We start from the raw sequence: 20,018 nt of genomic DNA, 5'->3' as shown, positions 1-20,018 counted from the left end.
TGATCCGCCACTTGCAACCAATTGAAATCACGGATGATGTCGGGCACGGCCTGACCTATACATGAGCCAGATTAAATTGCCGGGTTAATAGCATCAGACGAGACAAAAGAGTTGCCGGACCACACCATGCATGATTCTAAGCCCATCGCCCTCGGTATCACCGGCGCCTCGGGCAGCGCCTACGCTCTACGCTTGCTGGAGTGCCTGATCGCGGCGGGGCGACCAGTCTATCTGATGATCTCCCAGGCCGGGCAGATCGTGTTGAATATGGAGTCCGGGCTGCAGCTGCCTTCGCAGCCGGCAGAGGTGGCGCGTATTCTAGCGGAACGTTTTCAGGCTGCGCCCGGGCAACTGCAGGTGTTTGGCCGTCAGCAGTGGATGGCGCCAGTGGCGAGTGGTTCCAATCCGCCTGAGGCGATGGTGATCTGTCCCTGTACCACCGGTGCGCTCTCCGCGGTGGCCTGCGGCGCCAGTAACGACCTGATGGAGCGAGCCGCGGATGTGATGCTGAAGGAGCGGCGCAAGCTGATCCTGGTGGTGCGTGAGACCCCGCTTTCCGATATCCACCTGGAGAACATGCTCAAGCTGTCGCGCATGGGGGCGCTGATCATGCCGGCCAGTCCCGGTTTCTATCAGGATCCAGAGTCGCTGGAGGATATCGTCGACTTCATGGTGGCGCGGATCCTCGACCAGCTCGGAGTGGAGCAGCGTCTAATGCCGCGCTGGGGGGAGCCGCTTTGACAGCCGGTTATGGGCTCACTGTGGTGCGGTTGCGCCCCTCCCGCTTGGAACGGTAGAGCGCCTGGTCGACCCGTTTGATCAAGGCGCGCGCATCGTCATCAGGGTGCAGCATGCTGGCGCCGAAGCTGGCGGTGATCCGGCCCACTTGCGGGAATTGGTGCTGCGCGATCGCCTTGCGCAGGTCTTCGGCAACCGTCTCCACCACCGCGAGATCGGCCAGCGGGGTGATGATCATGAACTCCTCGCCGCCCCAGCGGGCCAGCACGTCGCTCTTGCGGATGCGCTTCTGCACCACCGCGACAGCCTCCTGCAGCACCCGGTCGCCGACGTCGTGGCCGTGGTTGTCATTGATGCGTTTGAAGTGGTCGATGTCGAACATGATCAGCCCCAGCGCGCTCTGCTGCTGCTTGGCCCATTCGATCTGTCCACCAGTTCGTCGTCGAACTTCATCCGGTTGAAGACCTGGGTCAGGCGGTCGGTGGCGGCGAGCTGGGTGAGCTGCTGCTCCATCTCCACATGGTGGGTGATGTCGCGATGGGACTCGATGATCTGTACCACCCGTTCTCCTGTGTCGTCGAAGATCGGTGTGGCCGAGACCTCGGCGTAGATGACCTTGCCGTGACTGTCGAAATGTTTGTGGATGACCCGTGCCGGAGCTTTGGTCTTACGGATCAGCTCGATCGGGCAGGGGTCATGCTCGCCACTGCAGGGGACCTCGCGCTTGTGGGAGAGACGGTGGCAGGTCATCTCCGCATCGATGTGGCGCCGCCGCAATAGGTCTGGCGCGCGGCGCTGTTGGCTATCTCCAGCCGATAGGTGTCGATGTTGATCACCAGAGTGGGGTCGGCGATGGTGTCCACTACGTTCTGAATGTAGTGGTGGGAGCGCTGCAGCTTTTCCTCCGCCTGCTTGAGGGGAGAGATGTCGGAGATATAGGCGTAAAAGTGGGTGATGTGACCTGCGCTGTCGCGGATCACGGAGGTGGTGTCCTGGATCCACAGGCGCCGGCCATCGGCGCTGACCAGCTGATAGGGTTTGCGCTCGAACCAGGAGCGACTGTCTGTTTGAGCTGCTTCGTTCTCTTGGATGAGTTGTTGCAGGTAGCTGGGGGCGACGATGCTGGAGAGGGAGAGTTCTCCACTCTGGAACTCTTCTGCGGTATAGCCTAACAGAGGTTCAACGTTGCTCGAGATGTAGTCGATGGGCCAGCCGAATTCGTTGCGCCAGTGGATGACGACGGTGGGGCCACCGATAAACAGGTCGCGCTCGTCGGCGATCTCCTGGTTGAGGTGCTGGATCTGCAGCTCCGAGAGTCTGCGTTTTTCTCGGTTGAAGGTGAGGAATATCAGGACCGCGCCCAGTATCAGAAAAAACAGCCCAAGCAGGGGATATTGATGCGCCATCTCCTGGTCGATCTGGGTCTCGAGCAGCGATTCAGGAATCTGCAGTATCAGTACAAACTCGCAGTTTTGGCAGCCGCTGGAGAGGCTTGACTGGCTGTTGGGGAGACGCATGCGGAGATGGACAAATCGGCCCTCTGCGGTGCGGCTGCTGGCGATGCCGCGCTGTGTGATCTGCGACCAGATGAGAGGATGATCTTGTGCAAAACCGACTTGGGGTGAGTCGGGGAACATGAAGTTCCACTCCTGCAATTTGTTCGGGCTGAGCAGATACCGACCTTCACTGTTGAGCAGATAGGTTCTGCCCGGGTAGTCGCGGGTCAGGGCCAGAAAATCGTTGAGCAGATGGCGTCCCAGATAGTTGAGGATGACGATACCCCGTTTATTGCTCTGGGCGTCGCTCACCGGACTGGCCAGCCGCAGCATCGGCTTTAGCGGCAACTCCACCTCCCCGTGTTCCACATTGAGATCGAAAGGTGAGGTGTAGATGGCGCCGCTCGGCAGGCCGATTGTCTCGGTGAAGTAGTAGCGATGGGCCTTGGACTGCAGCTGGTCGGTGGGCACAATCGTTGGCTGCCCCTGGTTGGCGTTGACCCGTACCCGCTCCATCCCTTCAGCATCGAGAAAGCGCACTTGGTCGTAGCGACGTTTGTACTTGCTGAAGGCCTTGAATGCGATGCTGGTTCGGGCGATCGCCTGATCGCTCGGTTGCGGCTGGGTCAGCCCGTTCTGGCGGGCCTGGTCGGTCAGGTAGAGCAGGTCGGAGCGGACCTCCTTAAGATCGGTCTGCAACTGTTGGTTCAGCTGTCGCAGCAGCGTCACCGACTGGTCGTACAGTTTTTGCTCGACCCTCTCCTGCACCTGCGCCCGCAACCCCCAATGGATCAAGCTGGCCAGCAGCATCAGGCCGAGCAGGATTAATAGCAGATGATGGGTAAGACGGTGGTTCGGTTGCATCGCTGAGTTGGGCGTCACGCTTAGCTGTTGTGTGAGAGGATGGACACCTCACGAAAAACCACCACCGCACCCGTTATTTTCTTCTCCTCGATGATCGGGGTGCAGGTGTACTCGGCGTGGAAGCTGCCGCCATCCTTGCGCCAGAACAGCGCATCGCTGCTGCGGTGTGTCACGCCATTGCGCAACACACGGGCGATCGGGCATTCACCTTCGGGGAAGGGCTCGCCGTTGGCCCGAGTGTGGTGCCACATGGCGTGGCTGTTACGCCCGAGCATCTCATCCACCTCATAGCCCAGCAGTCGGGCCGCCATCGGGTTGACGAAACTGTGGTTGGCCTGCAGATCGAGGCCGAGAATGCCGTCACCGGCCAATTCCAGGATCAGTTCCTGCTGCTTCTGGCTGAGCCGGTTTTCCTCCTGCAGTTGTTTTATCGGGTCAATGTTGTCGATGGCTACCACCAGATATTTGATCTGCCCGCTGATATCGCGCACACAGGAGATGTTTAGCCGGGCCCAAAATGCAGTTTGGTCGGCCCGTTTAAGACGCAGCTCAACCGCGCCCTGTCTGGTGTCGCCGCGACGAATCTCGTTGAGATATCTCAGTCCCGTCGAAAGATCATCGGCAAGCAGCAGCTCCTTCAGATTGAGAGAGTGTAGCTCTCTGGCACTGTAGCCAGTCATCTCGCAGAACTTTTGATTCTGTTTCAGGAAGGCGCCGTTGAGTGTGAGGTGTGCGATGCCCACCGCGGCCTGCTCAAAGGTCACACGTAACTGCTCTTCATTTTGCATCAGGTTTCGCTGGTTGGCTTTGAGGGTGCGGTTGAGACGGGCGATACGCCATATCAGGAGGAGTAGAAAGGTGATGATGCCGAACAGGCCAAGCAGCCAGCCCCCGTAGGCCTGAATGATGGCGCGCAAGCCGATCTGATCGGCTTGATCGTAGGGTGCAATGCTGAGTCGTTTGAGCAGATCGTGCACCGATTGATAGTTCTCTGGGATGGTCCAGCCGGTAATGTGTGCGTTGCGGGCGGCGAGGTGCTCCGGTGGCAGTTCCAGCAGCGCAATGGCGATCTGTCGTGCCAGATCGTCAGAGGTTTGCGGCAGTTTGGCAAACGGCCACTCTGGATAGAGCGGGGTGCTGATGAGCAGTGGGAAATTGGGGTGACGCTGGGGGTTGATGACCCGCAGCATGCTGATCTCGAGTTTGCCCTCCTTGGCCATTCGCTCGAGGGTGTCCGAGCGCACCACGCCGACCTCGGCGTTGCCTTCCAGCACCGCCTGGGCCACTGCGTCGTGGGTGTTGTAAAACGCCACTGGACCCAGTTCTCCCCGTTTCAGACCGGTGTTCAATATGGTGTCCAGGGCCATGATCCAGCCCCCCAGTGAGGTGGCGTGAACTGCAGCGATGCGCTTCTTCTTCAGATCGCTCAGGCCACGGATCGAATGGTTCTCCCGATGGGTGAAGATGACGCTGCCAAATTGGGAGTTGTCGGCCTCGGTGGTGAGGCGATTGGTCAGGGTGAGGATGCGGCGCACGCCAAACTTGATCGACAGATCAACAAAGATGCCAGAGTTGACGATGACGAAGTCCACCAGATCGTTTTTCACCAGGATCGGAATGTCGTCGAACAGCATCGGCACGATGCGGAACCGGTACCTGGGTAGTCGCTGGTTAAGATAGTCGGCGGTGGCATCCCACTTGGCATGGGTCTTGGCCTGGCCGCGCTTCGCCAACACGCCGATGCGTACCTCTGGCCTGATTTCTGTATTGCCGGCGGCCTGGATGGGCGATGCTGTGGCGATCAGAAGGAGCAGACCCAACAGTGGTAGCAAAAGGTGGTAGAGGGGGATGCTTGGGGGGCTTGCGTTTCATACTTCCTGACGCTGGTTTGGCGTTGGCTTTGCGAAGGGGCGGCCAACCTGCCCGGTCGCCCAGCCTGGCCTGAAATTAAGTATAGATTCAACTATCCGAGGTTGTCGGCATGGCTTGGCTGTAGTTGAACCCATTGCTTGGTGTTATTGCGATGGAGTCCGGTGGGTGTTCGGTAGTATCAATCGCAGCAGTGCCTCGTTGCGATGGGATTCGAGCGCTTTGATGGGGCCGAGATCCTGCTCTAAGATCCTGAGCGGGTTGAGGAAATCGCTATCGGTCTGCGGCAGGCTGAGCAGCCCTGCCAGATCGGGCCGGATCTGCTGCGAAACGTTGCCGATCCAGAGCGGCCGGTCGTCCGGCGCGACCCGAAAATGGCTCGACCAGAGCCGCAGCACCAGTCGTCCGCCCTCTGGCAGCGGCCTCTCCCAGCTGATCGACTCGTGCCGGCCATCGTGCACCTGGGGCAGCAGCGGCAGCTGCTGCAGTGGTAGCGAGGGGGAGAGCAGCTGCAGCGCATTGCCCCAGTCTAACCTTGTGGCTGGTCGCCAGCCCTGTGCCTGCAGCTGATCCAGCAGCTGCGCCGGATCGCCGATCAGCTGCAGATTGAGCGGGTGGTCCAATCGGGCACGGATATCATGGCGTTGCCGGGGGATTAGGCTGCCATCATCGGCCAGCCACTCAGCTTGGCTGATCACCTCAGTGGCTGGTAGCGGCTGGTAGCGCTGCAGTTTTTCAGAGTGGTTCTGCCAGCTGTCGATGGCGAAGAGCGTGCTCAGTGCCAGAGCGGAGGCGAACATGAAGCGGTTGGCATGGGTCTCCGCCGCCAAATGGCGGTGGTAGGCAAGCCCCAGTGCCGAGATCCAGGCCAGCCCGAGCAGCAGACTACCGATTATGTCGCTCAGCCAGTGCACACCCAGATAGAGTCGTGACAGCGCCACTGCGAAGACCAGTAGCGTCACCAGGCTGTAGGGGATCCAGCGCCACTCCCGGTAGAGGGTGCGCGCAATCATCACCGCGAAGAAGCCGTAGAGGGTCAGGCTGCGCAGCACATGGGCGCTGGGGAAGGCCCAAGGGCTGAGCCCCTCGATGCGCGGCTCGGGGCGCGGTACACGCAGGCCATATTTCAGCAGCATCGGCATCAGCAATCCGAAGCCTAGCGCCGCCCCCCAGTAGCCGAGTGCCCGCCAGTTGCCCTGCAATGCCAGTAGCGCAGCCACCGCCAGGGCAAAACCCAGTATCAGCGGCAGGTCGCCGAGGCGGGTGAGGTAGACCATCAGGCTGTCGGCCCAGGGGGTGCGCAGGCTCTGCAGGGCGCTGTGGATGGCGAGGTCAGGCCCGTCGAATAGGCCGCCGCTAGTGATCAGCCCGGAGAGCAGCAGAAACAGCAGTGTGCTCAGCAACAGCAGGCTGGCCAGTATCGCCAGCCCCCGTGACTCAGGGTGATCCGGATCGCCCAGAGCGGCGGCGATCTCAGCGAAACCGCGATGGGCACGTCCCCACTGCAGGAGTGCCTGAACGATGCGGCTGGTGTGGGGTTGCAGCAGGCGGAAGATTCCCCGCGAGACGATGAGAACGATCCACAGCGCGGCGGCGAAGATCAGCAGCCAGGCCACCAGGCGGAAGGCGACCTCTGAGGCCAGCTCCAGCGAGGCGCCGAACACGATGCCCGGCAGCAGATAGGCAGGGGCCCAGACCAGTGCCGAGAGCAGATTGGCGATGAGGAAGCGCCAGGGGGGCATCTTCAGCATCCCCGCCACCAGTGGGATTACTGCCCGCACTGGGCCGAAAAAGCGCCCGAAGGCGACGCTCTTGCCGCCATATCGCTCGAAAAAATGCACCCCCTGCTGCAGCGACCGGGGGTGGCGGCGGAAGGGCCAGAGCTGGTAGAGGTGCGTCTGGTAGCGGTGCCCCAGCCAGAAGCTCAGGCTATCCCCGGCTACTGCGCCGGCCACTGCCCAGCCGAACACCGGCCAGAAGGTCAGCGCACCGTTGGCGATCAGCGCGCCGAAGCCGAACATCAATACCACCCCCGGCACTAGCAGACCGAGAATCGCCACCGATTCGGCAAACGCCACCAGGAACACCAGCCAGCCGGCCCAGAGGCTGTGCTGGGCGACCCAATCGATAACCAGCTGGAGATACTCACCCATGGCGAGGGATTATAGCCAGAGCCTGTGTAGGGTGCGGTGAGGAACGAAGCGCATCGATCGAGGAGCTGGATTGCCGAACGCAACCGATGCGGTTCATAGGCTCACCACACCCACGGCGGTCAGGCGATCTCGGTGAAAGCCTCTGCGGCGGCCTCGATGGTGTTCTGGATATCCTCGTCGGAGTGGGCGGCGGAGACAAAGCCTGCTTCATAAGAGGAGGGGGCGAGGTAGATGCCGCGCTTCAGCATGGCGTGGTAGAAGGCCTTGAAGCGCTCCTGATCGCAGGCGGTGGCGCCAGCGAAGTCGCTGACCTTGTCGGCATCGGTGAAGAACAGACCGAACATGCCGCCGACATGGTTCTCCGCCAGCGGGATACCGGCAAAATGGGCCTGAGCCATGATGCCGTTGACCAGGGTCTCGACCTTGGCGGAGAGGGCGTCGAAGAAGCCGGGCTCGGCGATCAGCTCCAGAGTTTTCAGCCCGGCGGTCATGGCCACCGGGTTGCCGGAGAGGGTGCCGGCCTGGTAAACCGGACCGAGGGGGGCAATCTGCTCCATGATCTCACGCTTGCCGCCGAAGGCGCCCACCGGCATGCCGCCGCCGATTACCTTGCCTAGTGTGGTCAGGTCGGGGCTGATGCCGTAGAGGCCTTGCACGCCACCCAGTGCCACGCGAAAGCCAGTCATTACCTCGTCGAAGATCAGCACAGTGCCGTGCTGGTCGCAGAGTTCGCGCAGGGTCTCGAGGAAGCCAGGCTGCGGCGGGATGCAGTTCATGTTGCCGGCCACCGGCTCGACGATGATGCAGGCGATCTCGTCGCCGATTAGCTCGAAGGTCTCTTTGACCTGTTCGCTGTCATTGTAGCTGAGGGTCAGCGTGTGCTCGGCTAAGGCCGCGGGCACGCCGGGTGAGCTGGGCTCGCCCAGGGTCAGCATGCCGGAACCGGCCTTCACCAGCAGCGAGTCGGAGTGACCGTGGTAGCAGCCCTCGAATTTGATGATCTTGTCGCGGCCGGTGTAACCGCGGGCGAGGCGGATTGCCGACATGGTCGCCTCGGTGCCGGAGCTGACCATGCGCACCATGTCCATGCTCGGCACTAGCTCGCAGACCTTGTCGGCCATGCGGGTCTCCAGCTCGGTGGGGGCGCCGAAGCTCAGTCCCTTGCTGATGATGGCGGCGACGGCCTCGATCACCTCGTGGTGGGCGTGGCCGAGGATCATCGGCCCCCAGGAGCCCACATAGTCGATGTAGCGTTTGCCCTCCGGGTCGAAGATATAGGGGCCGGCGGCGCAGTCGATAAATACCGGGTCACCCCCCACGCCACGAAACGCCCGCACCGGCGAGTTGACGCCGCCGGGGATGTGTTGCTGGGCCTGGGCAAAGAGGTCGTGGGAGCTGCTCATGTGGGTGAATCCTCCGCTTGGAATAGGGATTGAAAGGCCTGGCAGGCGGTTTTGATGTCGGGCTGGCCGAAGATGGCGTGGATCACTGCCAGCATGTCGGCGCCTGCATCTATTAATGGCCGGCCATTCTCCGGCGTAATGCCGCCGATGGCAACCAGCGGCAGGTCGATCTCGTGGCGTGCCTGGCGCAGCAGCAGTGGCTCGGCCTGCACCGCTCCGGGTTTTGTCTGTGAGGGGAAGAAGCGGCCGAAGGCGACATAATCGGCCCCGGCTGCGCTGGCCTGTTGCGCCAGCTGTAGCTGGTTGTAGCAGGAGACGCCGATGATGGCGCACTCACCGAGTTGGGCGCGGGCCTGCTCGATGTCGGCATCGTTACGGCCCAGATGTACGCCGTCGGCGCCGCTGGCCAGGGCCAGCGCCACATCATCATTGATTAGTAACAGGGCGTTGTGTCGGTGGCAGCAGCCGGCTAGTGTCTGTGCCTCGGCCAGGCGGCGCACCGGATCATCGCCCTTGTCGCGATATTGGATCACCCGGGCGCCGCCCTGCAGGGCCTGTTCGACCTGTTGTGGCAGCGGCAGTTCGCCCCCCAGCTTGGGATCGGTGATGGCATAAAGACCGCGCAATCGATCGTCCCTAGTCATGCTTGAAACCTCTTTCCAGTCGATAGAGCCGGTTGGGCAGGGATTGGCAGCGGCCGCTACGGAAGCCCTGGGCCAAGCTTTGCCAGGTGAACGTGAGAGCAGCGTTGACCGCATCTTCCAGCGACTTCCCCTGCGCCAGCCCGGCGGCGACAGCGGCGGCCAGGGTACAGCCGGAGCCGTGATATTCGCCGGGCAGCCGCTGCCAATTGGAGCGCTGGCGGCGACCGTCGGCGAGGTAGAGAGTGTTGATCACCTGCTCATCGGCCTCGTGGGTGCCGGTGATCAGCACTCCCTGGCTGCCTTGCTGCAACAGCTGCGTTGCACACTGCTCCAGTGTCTGCGGGCCGTCGGCGAGACGTCGCGCCTCCGGGCTGTTGGGGGTGATCAGGGTGGTCAGCGGCAGCAGCCGCTGGCGGATCGTTTCCAGCAGCAGCTGTCCCGCGAGCGGAGTGCCACCGCCGGCGGCCAGTACCGGGTCGAGCACCAGCGGGATCTGTGGGTGGGATTCGAGCAGCCCGGCCAGCGCCTCGGTGATCTCGACGCTGCCGATCAGGCCGATCTTGATCGCCCTAACCCGGCAGTCCGCCAGTACCGCCTCGACCTGGGCGAGCACCTGTTGGGCGGGCAGCGGGGCTAGCGCCTGCACGTTGCAGCTGTCCTGAAAGGTGATGCAGGTGATCGCGCTGGTGCAGTGGCAGCCGTTGGCAGCGACCGCTTCGATGTCGGCCTGGATGCCGGCACCTCCGCCGGGGTCGTGGCCGCCAATCGCTAGTATCACTGGGATTTTGGGAGGGAGAGTGTGCATCGGCGGATTGTATACTGGAATCTTCGCCGAGTGGCCGTTTGGCTGGTCAGCGGGGTACTGCCTGCTACACTGCCTAATTACTAAAACCGTTTTATCAGGCAGGGGGCTTACCTGTCCTGTTGAAGTTCTAGCGGAGTTGGCCTGGGCAGAAGTCTGGCTTTGGGCCACTGAGAGGGAGGGAATTCTATGAGTCCACAACATAGAGAGCTGGCTAATGTCGCGCGTGACTACTGCGAGATGGTCGAGACCGTGGAGTATATCGATGAGCAGTGGATTGAGCTGGTGGCGGCGCTGTTGCCTCGGCTGCATGCCGCGGTCTCGGCGCTGGGGACTGTCGGTCTGGTGAGTAAACGCCATACTCGGGTCGACCTGGATGCCCGTTTTGAGTTCTACAGCAAGTTGCGCAGTCTGTTGGGTGAAAAAGACAGCTATTGGCTGGAGTTCGATGTGGCCGAAGATGGCCAGTCGAAGAGCGGCAGTTTGGCGGATGACCTGACCGATATCTACTGCGAGCTCAAGGAGGGGCTCAACCTGATGGAGGGCGAACCGTCACAGGCTCTGGAGGGGCTGCGCGTCGGTTACCATCTCCACTGGGGGCGGCATCTGATCGATGCGCAACGCCATCTGTACGAGCTGCGCTCAAGCTATCAGATCGACCTCTGAGTTGGCTCTGAGCGGGAGTGCCGGATAGGACTCTAACGCGCCATAACCCGCCGGCTTGCTGGGTTTTGGATGATTTGCCGAGCGATCCTTGCTAGACTCCCCGACCTTTATCGAATTTTTTAGGAGATCCGGCATGAGTATGAATACCCTGACAGAGAGTGACCTGACTCTGACCGCGATTGCCCAGGAGAAGATGGGCGAGCTGTTTCAGCAGGTTGAGGACAATATCGAAGGCGTCCGGGTATTTGCCACCCCAGGCGGCTGCAGCGGTGTCAGTTTCGGTATGACCTTCAGCGATGCCATCAACGACAACGACGGCGTGCTGGCATGCGAAGGCTTCAAGGTCATCGTGGACGACGGTACCATGCAGTATCTGCGCGGCGTGGAGATCGACTTCGTTGATCGTGGTGACGGCAATCAGAGCTTCGTCTTCAATAACATGCAGCCGGTGGGCGGCAGTGGTTGTGGCTCCTGCGGCTCTTCTCAAGGTGGTGGGTGCGGCTGATTGGGTTAGCACTCGGTTGTCGGAAAAGCCTGCATGGCATTTGCCCTGCAGGTTTTTTTATGCCTAAAGAAAAGTTGGGGTGACGGATTGCATGGGCTGAAGTCGCCCCCTATGCTTGCCGAGCGTTGAATCAGGAGCGAATGGCAATGAGTGGCAAGTTGATCGATCTGGTGGTGATAGGCGGCGGCATTAGTGGTCTGGGGATGGCTCATTTTGCCCGCAACCGGGGCTTGCAGGCGCTGGTGCTGGAGGCCTCGAGGCAGCCGGGTGGCTGTCTGCGCAGCCACTGTTTTGAGCGGCCCGAAGGTGCAGTGTGGGCAGAGTTGGGCGCGCATACTTGCTACAACAGCTACGGCAATCTGCTGCAGATGCTGGAGCAGTCAGGACAGTTGCAGAGTCTGCAGGCGAAGCAGAAACAACCCTATCGGCTCTGGGTTGGCAACGCCATCAAGTCGATCGCCTCGCAGTTCAACTGGTTGGAGCTTTCTGCTGTGCCGCTACGGCTCCTGTTGTCGAAGAAGGCGGGGCGCAGTGTGCGGGACTATTTTGGCGGCATCATCGGGCGGCATAACTACCAGCGTTTTCTCGGCCCAGCGTTGGATGCGGTGGCCTGTCAGCCGGCGGATGATATTCCTGCCGAGAGTCTGTTCCGCAAGAAATCCAGGCGCAAGGAGATCCTGCGCAGCTATACCGGGCCCCGCGGGGTGCAGAGTTTTATCGATGGCATAGTTGCCGCGGGTCTGGATCTGCGTTGTGACCAGCCGGTGGTGCGGATCGAACAGAGTGCAGAGGGGTTTCAGGTCGAGACAGCTGATGGCTCGCGTTTCGCTGCCCGCAAACTGGCGCTGGCGATCGCCCCGGATCAGGCGGCCAAACTGTTACGGCAGTTGCGGCCTGAGCTGGCCGAACAGATTGGAGCGGTGCAGATGGCAGAGGTCGAGTCACTGGCGGTGCTGCTGAAGGCGGAGAGCCTGAGTCTGGAGCCGGTGGCCGGTATCATCGGGCGGGATGGGGATTTCTATTCGGCGGTCTCCCGGGATCCGGTCCCCGATCCCAATTATCGTGCCTTCACCTTTCACTTCCACCCCGGAGTGCTCGATGATGAGGGGAAGGTGCAGCAGATCTGCCAGGTGTTGGGGGTCGAGCGGGCTGCGCTGCTCGATCAGGTCGCCCATCAAAATCGTTTACCGGCGCTGAGGTTGGGGCATGCCGGGATCATCGAGACGGTGGACCGTCTGTTGGCGGGTGATTCGTTGGCGCTTACCGGCAACTGGTTTGCTGGGGTTTCGATTGAGGACAGTCTACAGCGTTCGGCTGCCGAGGCGGCGCGGTTGCTAGGTTGAGCAATTTGTTTCGGCTCAGCCCGATCGATCCCCCTTTTCGCCGGCATCGTGGTAGAGCTGTTGCAGGATATCCTTCCGACGGCGTGGCTCTACGTCCCTTCCCTTTCGGCGGAACAGCTCGCCTAGCCGATGTATGAGCTTTTTCAGGGTCCGCCAGATCTTCGGTAGCAGCCAGGCGACGAGCAGGATAAAGAGTGCCAGCAGGACGAGGAAGGTCAGCGGATAATGGAGTGCGGTCCAGAGGCCGCCGATCACCACTAGATCCTCTGCAATCGATGCGGCCCAGTTGGTGACGGGTTCTGGTGAGGTGTTGATCAGTACCCGGGAGCTGGCCTTGGTCAGGTGGCTGCCGGCCGCCAGGGTGCCGCCGGCAAGCGCTGCAGCCAGTTGTGCCGCTTCCGACACCTCGAAGCCGCTGGCGGCCCCGGCGGCCAGGATGGCGCCGGCGGGGATGCGCACAAAGGTGTGCAGCACGTCCCAACCGGTATCGACGCCGGGGGTCTTGTCGGCAAAGAACTCGATGCAGTACATGATGCCTGCTACCCCCATCACCAGCGGGTCAGACAGCACCTCCAGCCCTGGTGGCAGTATTATGTCTCCGGTTGCCCCCAGATAACCTAGCATAAAGACTGCGGCGTAGAGATTGATGCCCGCGGCCCAGCCGGCGCCGAGTGTTAATGCCAGTATCTCGATGGTTTCCATTTAGATGATCCGTGTCGTATCGCCCATCTCTTTACTATGGGGGATGGTGGCGGTCTTTCCAACGCCACTGGGGAAATGCCCGGCCAAACTGGTTGCACACTTCCGATTTTTTTCTCCTCTCCGTATGATGGCGAGCTCTGTAATAATCGTAGAGAGGGCGCAGGTGGCTATGATCAAGGTGGGTATCGTTGGGGGGACGGGCTATACCGGAGTGGAGCTGCTGCGCCTGCTGGTGAATCATTCGGCAGTCCAGGTGGTGGTGATTACCTCTCGTTCCGAGGCCGGGCGTCCGGTGGCAGATCTGTTTCCCAATCTGCGCGGGCATCTAGATCTAGCCTTCACCGAACCCGATCCGGCGCTACTTGCGAGCTGCGATCTGGTGTTCTTCGCCACCCCCAATGGCATCGCCATGCAGCAGGTACCTGAGCTGCTGGAGGCCGGTGTCCGGGTGATCGATCTGGCCGCCGATTTCCGGATCAGCGACCAGGCGCTCTGGGAAAAGTGGTACGGCATGCAGCACGCTTGTCCTGAACGGCTCGCCGAGGCGGTCTATGGTCTGCCCGAGGTGAACCGTGAAGCTGTGAAGCAGGCACGCTTGGTGGCTAATCCCGGCTGTTATCCTACTGCGGTGGGATTGGGCTTCCTGCCTCTGGTGGAGCAGGGGCTGATCGAGCTGGATCATCTGGTTGCTGACACCAAGTCGGGTGTTAGCGGCGCGGGTCGTGGCGCCAGTGTCGCCGCCCTGATGGGCGAGACCGGTGAGAGCTTCAAGGCCTATGCGATCCCTGGGCATCGTCATCAGCCGGAGATTCGCCAGACCCTGATGCGGGCGTCGGGGGGCGATGTGGGGTTGACCTTTGTGCCTCATCTGGTACCGATGATCCGGGGCATCGAGGCGACGCTTTATGCCCGGCTGAAGGATGTCTCGGTGGATCTGCAGGCGCTTTTCGAAAAACGCTACGCCGACGAGCCGTTTGTCGATGTGATGCCGGCGGGATCACACCCTGAGACCCGCAGCGTACGTGGGGTGAACCACTGCCGGATCGCGGTGCATCGGCCGTTGGATGGTGATGTGGTGGTGATCTCCACGGTGATCGATAATCTGGTCAAGGGAGCTGCGGGTCAGGCGGTACAAAATATGAATCTGATGTTTGGGTTGGCAGAGGATGCGGGTCTTGAGCAAGTCGCGTTGCTGCCGTGAGGGGCTATGAAAGCTAAAGAGAGATTCAGTTCACCGAAGATCGTCGCAAACAAAACGTCGATCGGACGAACCTGGGGGGTGTTGCTAGTGCTGATGTTGCTTGCTGCCGCCGGCTGGGGCGGTTATCAGTTGGGCGGTGAGCGGCTCTCGTCAGAGACGCTTCAGACACATGCTGAGATGCAGCAGCAGCTGGCCGTGGTTGAGGCGGAGCGCAATGATTTGCGCCGCCAGCTGACCATGGCGGAGCAGGCGGCACAGGTTGACAAGAAAGCGTTGGCGTCGGTCAAAGCGGAGATCGAGGCGTTGCAGGATGAGCGATTGAAGATGGAGGAGGAGCTGGTCTTCCTGCGTGGCATCGTCTCCACCAGCAAGAAAAAAGAGGGGCTCAAGGTGCAGGGCTTTAAGCTTGAGCCGGGGCTGGAGGCTGGGCAATTTAATTACAAGTTTACGGTTAGCCAGGTGCTGAAGAATGGTCAGGTCGCCAAAGGGCGGATTCTGATCAGCGTTGAGGGGGTGCAGGATGGCAAGGTAGCCACCTACAACCTGGATGCACTCGCGGACAAAAGTAGTGCGAGCATCAAGATGCGTTTTCGCTACTTTCAGAATATAGAGGGTGTGTTGCGCCTGCCCGAGGGTTTCGAGCCGGCCCGGCTGATCATCGAGGTGAAACCCAGCGGTAAGCGGCTGGCGCCAGTCAGTGAGAGTTATCCCTGGTCGCCAGTTTCCTGAGATAGAAATAGATATTCCGAGGTACGGTAATGAGAAGACCACGATTTCGAGCCCCCAAGATAGCCACAGTAATCGGTAAAGGCACCCACATCCTGGGTGACGTGACCTTTAGTGGCGGTCTCCACATTGACGGCACCATCAAGGGCAATGTCACCTCGGAAGGGGGTGAGAAGGCGGCCCTGACAGTGAGTGAATCTGGCACCATTGAGGGGGATGTGCGGGTCACCAACCTGATGCTGAATGGCAGGGTGATCGGTGATGTGTTTGCCAGCAATCGGGTGGAACTGGCGCCCAAGGCGCGGGTGACCGGCACGGTCTGCTATGATCTGTTGGAGATGTCGATGGGTGCGGAGGTGAATGGCCAACTGGTGCATTCGCAGGACGCAGAGCCGCGCCGGCTTGGCTATGATGAGCCTGCGGTCGATCAGGATGAACTGTCGGGAGATGAGTTGTCGGCGAGTTCCTGAGAAGGCCTGCAGATCCCAAATACTTGATTGAAATCCTTGGTTAAAGCATACTTCCGTCATTGTCTCACGTGCCGGTGCTCCGGCTAAGCGAATGGTAGGTTATCGAAGATGGGTACCGTAGAAGCAAGCAATGAATCTCTTTTGGTCTTTACTTCGGCCGCTGCCGCCAAGGTCTCTGAGCTGATCAAAGAGGAGGGCAACCCGGATCTGATGTTGCGCATCTATATCCAGGGTGGAGGCTGTTCCGGTTTTCAGTACGGCTTCAGCTTCGATGAGAATGAAGGCGAGGGGGATGCTAAGGTGGTAACCGACGGGGTGACCTTGCTGATTGATCCGATGAGCATGCAGTACCTGGGCGGGGCCGAGGTGGATTACACTGAGGGGCTGCAGGGCTCCCAGTTTGTGATTCGCAACCCCAACGCCAGCACCACTTGTGGCTGCGGTTCTTCCTTCTCTGTTTGAGCCTGGATTCAGGCTGCAAAATGGGCGCTTCGGCGCCCTTTTTTGTGCTTGAAATCTGTCGGATCAGGCAGGGTAGATGCCGCCCAGGATCACCGGCTGACTCGCGCCAGTGACGCTTGGGAGGTTGCCGGGCAGCTGTTTCAGGGTGCGCTGGGCGAGCCAGGCAAAGGCGGTGGCCTCGATCCAGTCCGGATCCACGCCGACATCGGCGGTACTGGTGACCTTCATGCGGCCTGCGTGGGCACGCAACCGGGAGAGCAGAAAACGGTTGTGCACACCGCCGCCGCACACCAACATCTCATTGGCTTGGGGGCAGTGACGCGTCACCGCTTGCGTCACGCTGACTGCTGTGAGCTCGACTAGGGTGCTCTGTACTGTTTCCACTGATAGCTCATGTGCTTGCGGATGAGCTTCCAGCCATGTCAGATTGAAATGGTCTGTGCCAGTGCTTTTCGGCAGATCGCGTTGAAAATAGGGCTCCTGCAAGAGTTGGTTCAACAGTTTTTGGTCGACTCTGCCGCTGGCTGCCAGGGCGCCGTCCTGGTCATAGCACTTCCCAAGCTGATGTTCGATCCACTGGTCGAGCAGCACGTTGGCTGGGCCGGTATCGAAGCCCACAATCGTGGCCGCAGGGTCGGCGGGTAGCCAGGTGATGTTGGCGATGCCGCCGAGGTTGAGGATTACCCTGTTGCGTTGGTGGCTTCGCAGCACCACTTCATGAAAGGCGGGGACCAGCGGGGCCCCCTCGCCACCTGCCGCCATGTCGCGGCGGCGAAAATCTGCCACCGTAGTGATGCCGGTGCCCTGGCTGATGGTGTTAGGGTCGCCGATCTGCAGGGTAAACGGCACAGTGAAGCCGGGGCGGTGGCGGATGGTCTGGCCATGGCTGCCAATTGCGGTGATCGATTCGGTCGGGCAGTTGCTCACCTCGAGCAGGGCATTCACCGCTTCGGCAAAACAGCGACCGACGCGAATGTCGAGCTGGCCCATCCGGTCGATCTCATTCTCGCCCGGGGTGGTCAGCGCGGCCAGTTCTGTCCGCAGTTTGTCAGGATAGGGGTGGCTGTGGCTGGCGCGTAGACTTGGGGCCGCGCCGGCCAGGTCGACCAGCACGGCGTCGATGCCATCCATGCTGGTGCCCGACATCAGGCCGATATAGAGCGCCTCAGTTGGCATCCGCGAGCATTGTGCGGCTGAGAGTCTCCAGCTGAGCCAGGAGATCCAGGCTCTTCATTTCGAAATCGGCGCGGTACTTTTTTGCGATCGGCTGGGCGGCGGGGAGTTTGACGGTCAGCGGGTTGCGGTGGACGCCGTTGACACGAAATTCGTAGTGCAGGTGTGGCCCGGTGGCGAGCCCGCTCTTGCCCACATAGCCGATGATCTGCCCCTGTTTTACCCGGCTGCCACTCTTCGCCTTTTTATTGTAGCGGGAGAGATGAGCATAGAGCGTGGTGTAGCGTTGCCCGTGCTGGATGATGACGGTGCGGCCATAACCACCCTTGCGGCCGCGGTGGATGATTTTGCCGTCGCCGGCGGCCTTGATTGGAGTGCCGATCTTGGCGGAGTAGTCGACGCCGCGATGCGGGCGTTTTTTGCCGAGTACCGGATGCCAGCGGGCCCTGGTGAAGCGGGAGGAGATGCGGCGGAAATCCACCGGTGCGCGCAGGAAGGCCTTGCGCATGCTGCGCCCCTCCGGGGTGAAGTAGTCGGAGTGGCCGCTCTCGTCGGTATAACGCAGGGCGCGATAACGGCGCCCCTGATTGACGAACTCGGCGGCGAGGATGGCGCCGTCGCGCAGTTTGTCGCCGTTCAGGAACTCCTCCTCCCAGATCACGCTGAAGTGGTCGCCACTGCGGATCTCCAGAGCGAAATCGATGTCCCAGCCGAAGATATTGGCCAGCTCCATGATCACTGATTCCGGCAGTCCTGCCTGTTTGGCGCTCAGATAGAGTGAGTCCTGGATGGTGGCGCTGCGATGGGTGGTGCGGCGCTCCACCTGTTTGGTATCTGTGCGGGCGCTGAAGCTGTCACCTTCAATTTCGATAATCAGGCTGTTGATGCGGTCGTGATCGAGGATCAGCGAGCGGAATGCGTTGCTGCTGTCGCGGCCGATTCGCAGGGTCTCTCCCGGCTTGATGTGGGTGAGTTGCTTGGCGGTTTTTGATGAGTTGACGATACGGTGCAGCAGGGTCGGACTGAGCGCCTGTTCGGAAAAGATGCTTGAGAGGGTATCGCCGGAACGGATGGTGTGGTTGCTCCAGCTGAGACTCTCCCGATCCAGTGCAGGTGCTTGAGTGACGATGCTCTTGGTACGGGTGGTTGTGCTGGGCTGTGCGGCGGGTTGCTCGCTCCGCCTGGGCTTGGCGGTGGGAGGTGGTGCTGGCAGGGTGGTCGAGCTGCTTTCATCCCCCAGGTCGGGCAGCTTAAGCGGCAGAGTGATCTGCCTGCTGGGTTTCTTCTGGATATTGCTGTCGGGCTGTGGTGCGCTGGGCGCTGGCGCTGGCGCTGGCGCTGGCGCTGGCGCTGGCTGGCCCCCGCTAACTTGCCAGAGTAGAAGGCCGACGCCTGCGGCAATCAGGATTGCGCCGCCAACAAGCAGTCGCAGAAGCGGAGATCGGCGAGAGCGCCGGCTTTCCAAGCGGAAATTTTTGAAATCGCGCATAGGCCTGAATTGAGGCGTGATGAGATGGATAATTTGGGAAAAATACAAGAAAGCATCGGGCCGGGGCAAGTGAGGTTGTTGGGCACGGTTCGCTAAACTTATATTTTGGGAATCATTTTAGTAGAGTTGGCGGCCAATTATTTGACTTTCTAGGTGGGCTTGATGGCGGATATAGATGCGGCGCTGGAAACTATTTTGCGGGGTACCGATGAGGTGCTGCCGGAAGATCTGCTGGTTGAAAAGCTGAAGAGGGGTAAGCCACTGCGAGTGAAGGCGGGATTTGATCCGACGGCGCCGGATCTGCATATCGGGCACACGGTATTGGTGAATAAGCTGCGCCAGTTTCAGGAGCTGGGTCATGAGGTGTTGTTCCTGGTTGGCGATTTCACTGCGATGATCGGCGATCCGACAGGTAAGAGCGCGACCCGGCCTGCCCTGACTCGGGAGCAGGTGCTGGAGAATGCTCAGACCTACGAGCACCAGATCTTCAAGATCCTTGATCCGGAGCGGACGACGATTGTCTTTAACTCCTCCTGGATGGGGGAGATGCGGGCCGCTGACCTGATCCAGCTGGCCGGCAAGTATAATGTCGCGCGGATGCTGGAGCGGGATGATTTCAGTAAGCGTTACAGTTCCGGGCAATCGATCGCGATCCACGAGTTTCTCTATCCATTAGTACAGGGTTATGACTCTGTGGCGCTGAAGGCCGATGTAGAGCTCGGTGGTACTGACCAGAAGTTCAATCTGCTGGTGGGGCGGGAGTTGCAGCGGCAATACGGTCAGGAGCAGCAGGTGATTCTGACCATGCCAATCCTCGAGGGGCTGGACGGGGTGCAGAAGATGTCCAAGTCGCTTGGCAACTACATCGGCATCACCGATGCGCCGGAGGATATGTTCGGCAAGATCATGTCGATCTCTGATGATCTGATGTGGCGCTATCTGGAATTGCTGAGCTTCAGGCCGATGTCAGAGATAGAATCATGGCGGCTAGAGATTGAACAGGGCCTCAATCCCAGGGATGTAAAGATTCTATTGGCAAAAGAGCTGGTCGGTCGCTTTCATGATGAGGCGGCGGCGGAGGCGGCGCACCAAACGTTTGTTTCGCGTTTCCAAAAGGGGCAGATTCCGGATGAAATGCCGGAGTTTGAGCTGTCGGCTGGTGAGGGCCTGCCGATCGCCAATCTGCTCAGAGATGTCGGCCTGGTGAAGAGTACCTCGGAGGCGATGCGCATGATCAAGCAGGGCGCAGTAAAGATCGACGGAGAGAAGATTGGCGATACCAAGTTGCGCCTTGAGTCGGGCGAAGGGTTTG

Annotated in this window: 20 protein-coding genes; 9 read left to right on the top strand and 11 right to left on the bottom strand. The window is 60.6% G+C overall.

Features of this window, described 5'->3' with window-relative positions:
* Nucleotides 1–126: 126 nt before the first annotated feature.
* The gene (locus RIFP1SYM_RS08035) at nucleotides 127–741 is read left to right on the top strand and encodes a flavin prenyltransferase UbiX (protein WP_039960044.1); all 615 of its coding nucleotides are present in this window, start codon (nucleotides 127–129) and stop codon (nucleotides 739–741) included.
* Nucleotides 742–748: 7 nt separating this feature from the next.
* Here the strand turns inward: RIFP1SYM_RS08035 and RIFP1SYM_RS08030 are convergent, their stop codons facing one another.
* The 8 genes from RIFP1SYM_RS08030 to thiD all read right to left on the bottom strand — a co-directional run bounded on the left by RIFP1SYM_RS08030 (nucleotide 749) and on the right by thiD (nucleotide 9,945).
* Entirely contained in the window at nucleotides 749–1,120 is a 372-nt protein-coding gene (locus RIFP1SYM_RS08030; protein WP_005961700.1) for a GGDEF domain-containing protein, read from the bottom strand.
* 2 nt (nucleotides 1,121–1,122) lie between these two features.
* Nucleotides 1,123–1,488, bottom strand: a complete 366-nt coding sequence (locus RIFP1SYM_RS08025; RefSeq protein ID WP_139042098.1) for a PAS domain S-box protein — start codon at nucleotides 1,486–1,488, stop codon at nucleotides 1,123–1,125.
* A complete protein-coding gene (locus tag RIFP1SYM_RS16405; protein ID WP_005961696.1) occupies nucleotides 1,485–3,116 on the bottom strand; it encodes a PAS domain-containing protein in 1,632 nt (543 codons plus the stop codon). Before RIFP1SYM_RS16405 ends, RIFP1SYM_RS08025 begins: the two co-directional genes overlap by 4 nt.
* Before the next feature lie 2 nt (nucleotides 3,117–3,118).
* Complete coding sequence (locus RIFP1SYM_RS08015) at nucleotides 3,119–4,918, bottom strand: PhnD/SsuA/transferrin family substrate-binding protein (protein WP_240992060.1); 1,800 nt, start codon at nucleotides 4,916–4,918, stop codon at nucleotides 3,119–3,121.
* A gap of 195 nt (nucleotides 4,919–5,113) precedes the next feature.
* Entirely contained in the window at nucleotides 5,114–7,120 is a 2,007-nt protein-coding gene (locus RIFP1SYM_RS08010; RefSeq protein ID WP_005961692.1) for a bifunctional DedA family/phosphatase PAP2 family protein, read from the bottom strand.
* Nucleotides 7,121–7,239: 119 nt separating this feature from the next.
* Nucleotides 7,240–8,523: a glutamate-1-semialdehyde 2,1-aminomutase gene (hemL, locus tag RIFP1SYM_RS08005; protein ID WP_005961690.1), complete on the bottom strand. Its 1,284-nt coding sequence runs from the start codon at nucleotides 8,521–8,523 to the stop codon at nucleotides 7,240–7,242.
* Nucleotides 8,520–9,167 (bottom strand): thiamine phosphate synthase, encoded by a 648-nt coding sequence (gene thiE / locus RIFP1SYM_RS08000; RefSeq protein ID WP_005961688.1) that lies wholly within the window; start codon nucleotides 9,165–9,167, stop codon nucleotides 8,520–8,522. Before thiE ends, hemL begins: the two co-directional genes overlap by 4 nt.
* Nucleotides 9,160–9,945, bottom strand: a complete 786-nt coding sequence (gene thiD, locus RIFP1SYM_RS07995; RefSeq protein WP_006475078.1) for a bifunctional hydroxymethylpyrimidine kinase/phosphomethylpyrimidine kinase — start codon at nucleotides 9,943–9,945, stop codon at nucleotides 9,160–9,162. Before thiD ends, thiE begins: the two co-directional genes overlap by 8 nt.
* 213 nt (nucleotides 9,946–10,158) lie before the next feature.
* Between thiD and RIFP1SYM_RS07990 the strand changes: the two genes are divergently transcribed.
* The 3 genes from RIFP1SYM_RS07990 to RIFP1SYM_RS07980 all read left to right on the top strand — a co-directional run bounded on the left by RIFP1SYM_RS07990 (nucleotide 10,159) and on the right by RIFP1SYM_RS07980 (nucleotide 12,483).
* Nucleotides 10,159–10,635 carry a DUF5063 domain-containing protein gene (locus tag RIFP1SYM_RS07990; protein WP_005961683.1) on the top strand — a complete coding sequence of 159 codons (477 nt, stop codon included), beginning with the start codon at nucleotides 10,159–10,161 and terminating at the stop codon, nucleotides 10,633–10,635.
* Nucleotides 10,636–10,768: 133 nt separating this feature from the next.
* On the top strand, nucleotides 10,769–11,140 hold the full coding sequence (locus RIFP1SYM_RS07985) for a HesB/IscA family protein (protein WP_006475076.1): 372 nt from the start codon (nucleotides 10,769–10,771) through the stop codon (nucleotides 11,138–11,140).
* 146 nt (nucleotides 11,141–11,286) lie between these two features.
* Entirely contained in the window at nucleotides 11,287–12,483 is a 1,197-nt protein-coding gene (locus RIFP1SYM_RS07980) for a protoporphyrinogen/coproporphyrinogen oxidase (protein ID WP_006475075.1), read from the top strand.
* Nucleotides 12,484–12,498: 15 nt separating this feature from the next.
* Here the strand turns inward: RIFP1SYM_RS07980 and RIFP1SYM_RS07975 are convergent, their stop codons facing one another.
* Complete coding sequence (locus RIFP1SYM_RS07975; RefSeq protein WP_005961677.1) at nucleotides 12,499–13,185, bottom strand: DUF4126 domain-containing protein; 687 nt, start codon at nucleotides 13,183–13,185, stop codon at nucleotides 12,499–12,501.
* A 169-nt stretch (nucleotides 13,186–13,354) separates the two neighbouring features.
* On the opposite strand from RIFP1SYM_RS07975, the gene argC reads away from it, so the two are divergent.
* The 4 genes from argC (at nucleotide 13,355) to erpA (ending at nucleotide 16,044) form a co-directional block, all read left to right on the top strand.
* Nucleotides 13,355–14,386 carry an N-acetyl-gamma-glutamyl-phosphate reductase gene (argC, locus tag RIFP1SYM_RS07970; RefSeq protein ID WP_039960038.1) on the top strand — a complete coding sequence of 344 codons (1,032 nt, stop codon included), beginning with the start codon at nucleotides 13,355–13,357 and terminating at the stop codon, nucleotides 14,384–14,386.
* A 6-nt stretch (nucleotides 14,387–14,392) separates the two neighbouring features.
* On the top strand, nucleotides 14,393–15,115 hold the full coding sequence (locus RIFP1SYM_RS07965; protein ID WP_005961673.1) for a DUF6776 family protein: 723 nt from the start codon (nucleotides 14,393–14,395) through the stop codon (nucleotides 15,113–15,115).
* Between the two features lie 29 nt (nucleotides 15,116–15,144).
* Nucleotides 15,145–15,582, top strand: a complete 438-nt coding sequence (locus RIFP1SYM_RS07960) for a bactofilin family protein (RefSeq protein ID WP_005961671.1) — start codon at nucleotides 15,145–15,147, stop codon at nucleotides 15,580–15,582.
* Nucleotides 15,583–15,690: 108 nt separating this feature from the next.
* Complete coding sequence (gene erpA / locus RIFP1SYM_RS07955; RefSeq protein WP_005961669.1) at nucleotides 15,691–16,044, top strand: iron-sulfur cluster insertion protein ErpA; 354 nt, start codon at nucleotides 15,691–15,693, stop codon at nucleotides 16,042–16,044.
* A 63-nt stretch (nucleotides 16,045–16,107) separates the two neighbouring features.
* Here erpA and RIFP1SYM_RS07950 read toward each other — a convergent pair whose 3' ends face one another.
* Nucleotides 16,108–17,220: an anhydro-N-acetylmuramic acid kinase gene (locus tag RIFP1SYM_RS07950; RefSeq protein WP_005961667.1), complete on the bottom strand. Its 1,113-nt coding sequence runs from the start codon at nucleotides 17,218–17,220 to the stop codon at nucleotides 16,108–16,110.
* Nucleotides 17,210–18,706: an OapA family protein gene (locus RIFP1SYM_RS07945; RefSeq protein WP_139042096.1), complete on the bottom strand. Its 1,497-nt coding sequence runs from the start codon at nucleotides 18,704–18,706 to the stop codon at nucleotides 17,210–17,212. The genes RIFP1SYM_RS07950 and RIFP1SYM_RS07945 overlap by 11 nt, the downstream gene beginning before the upstream one ends.
* 162 nt (nucleotides 18,707–18,868) lie before the next feature.
* Here RIFP1SYM_RS07945 and tyrS point away from each other — a divergent pair.
* Nucleotides 18,869–20,018, top strand: a 1,150-nt coding sequence (tyrS, locus tag RIFP1SYM_RS07940; protein WP_039960036.1) for a tyrosine--tRNA ligase, incomplete at its 3' end; no start/stop codon positions are given.

This window comes from endosymbiont of Riftia pachyptila (vent Ph05), assembly GCF_000224455.1.
Lineage (GTDB): Bacteria > Pseudomonadota > Gammaproteobacteria > Chromatiales > Chromatiaceae > Endoriftia > Endoriftia persephonae.
The sequence above is the reverse complement of the archived record's forward strand: the minus strand, read 5'-3'. Positions and strand labels throughout refer to the sequence as shown.

Bases quoted from the DNA above. Each gene is read 5' to 3' on its own strand.
- RIFP1SYM_RS08035 (WP_039960044.1), top strand. From the start codon at position 127: ATGCATGATTCTAAGCCCATCGCCCTCGGTATCACCGGCGCCTCGGGC.
- RIFP1SYM_RS08030 (WP_005961700.1), bottom strand. From the start codon at position 1,120: ATGTTCGACATCGACCACTTCAAACGCATCAATGACAACCACGGCCAC.
- RIFP1SYM_RS08025 (WP_139042098.1), bottom strand. From the start codon at position 1,488: ATGACCTGCCACCGTCTCTCCCACAAGCGCGAGGTCCCCTGCAGTGGC.
- RIFP1SYM_RS08010 (WP_005961692.1), bottom strand. From the start codon at position 7,120: ATGGGTGAGTATCTCCAGCTGGTTATCGATTGGGTCGCCCAGCACAGC.
- hemL (WP_005961690.1), bottom strand. From the start codon at position 8,523: ATGAGCAGCTCCCACGACCTCTTTGCCCAGGCCCAGCAACACATCCCC.
- thiE (WP_005961688.1), bottom strand. From the start codon at position 9,167: ATGACTAGGGACGATCGATTGCGCGGTCTTTATGCCATCACCGATCCC.
- RIFP1SYM_RS07990 (WP_005961683.1), top strand. From the start codon at position 10,159: ATGAGTCCACAACATAGAGAGCTGGCTAATGTCGCGCGTGACTACTGC.
- RIFP1SYM_RS07985 (WP_006475076.1), top strand. From the start codon at position 10,769: ATGAGTATGAATACCCTGACAGAGAGTGACCTGACTCTGACCGCGATT.
- RIFP1SYM_RS07980 (WP_006475075.1), top strand. From the start codon at position 11,287: ATGAGTGGCAAGTTGATCGATCTGGTGGTGATAGGCGGCGGCATTAGT.
- RIFP1SYM_RS07975 (WP_005961677.1), bottom strand. From the start codon at position 13,185: ATGGAAACCATCGAGATACTGGCATTAACACTCGGCGCCGGCTGGGCC.
- argC (WP_039960038.1), top strand. From the start codon at position 13,355: ATGATCAAGGTGGGTATCGTTGGGGGGACGGGCTATACCGGAGTGGAG.
- RIFP1SYM_RS07965 (WP_005961673.1), top strand. From the start codon at position 14,393: ATGAAAGCTAAAGAGAGATTCAGTTCACCGAAGATCGTCGCAAACAAA.
- RIFP1SYM_RS07960 (WP_005961671.1), top strand. From the start codon at position 15,145: ATGAGAAGACCACGATTTCGAGCCCCCAAGATAGCCACAGTAATCGGT.
- erpA (WP_005961669.1), top strand. From the start codon at position 15,691: ATGGGTACCGTAGAAGCAAGCAATGAATCTCTTTTGGTCTTTACTTCG.
- RIFP1SYM_RS07950 (WP_005961667.1), bottom strand. From the start codon at position 17,220: ATGCCAACTGAGGCGCTCTATATCGGCCTGATGTCGGGCACCAGCATG.
- RIFP1SYM_RS07945 (WP_139042096.1), bottom strand. From the start codon at position 18,706: ATGCGCGATTTCAAAAATTTCCGCTTGGAAAGCCGGCGCTCTCGCCGA.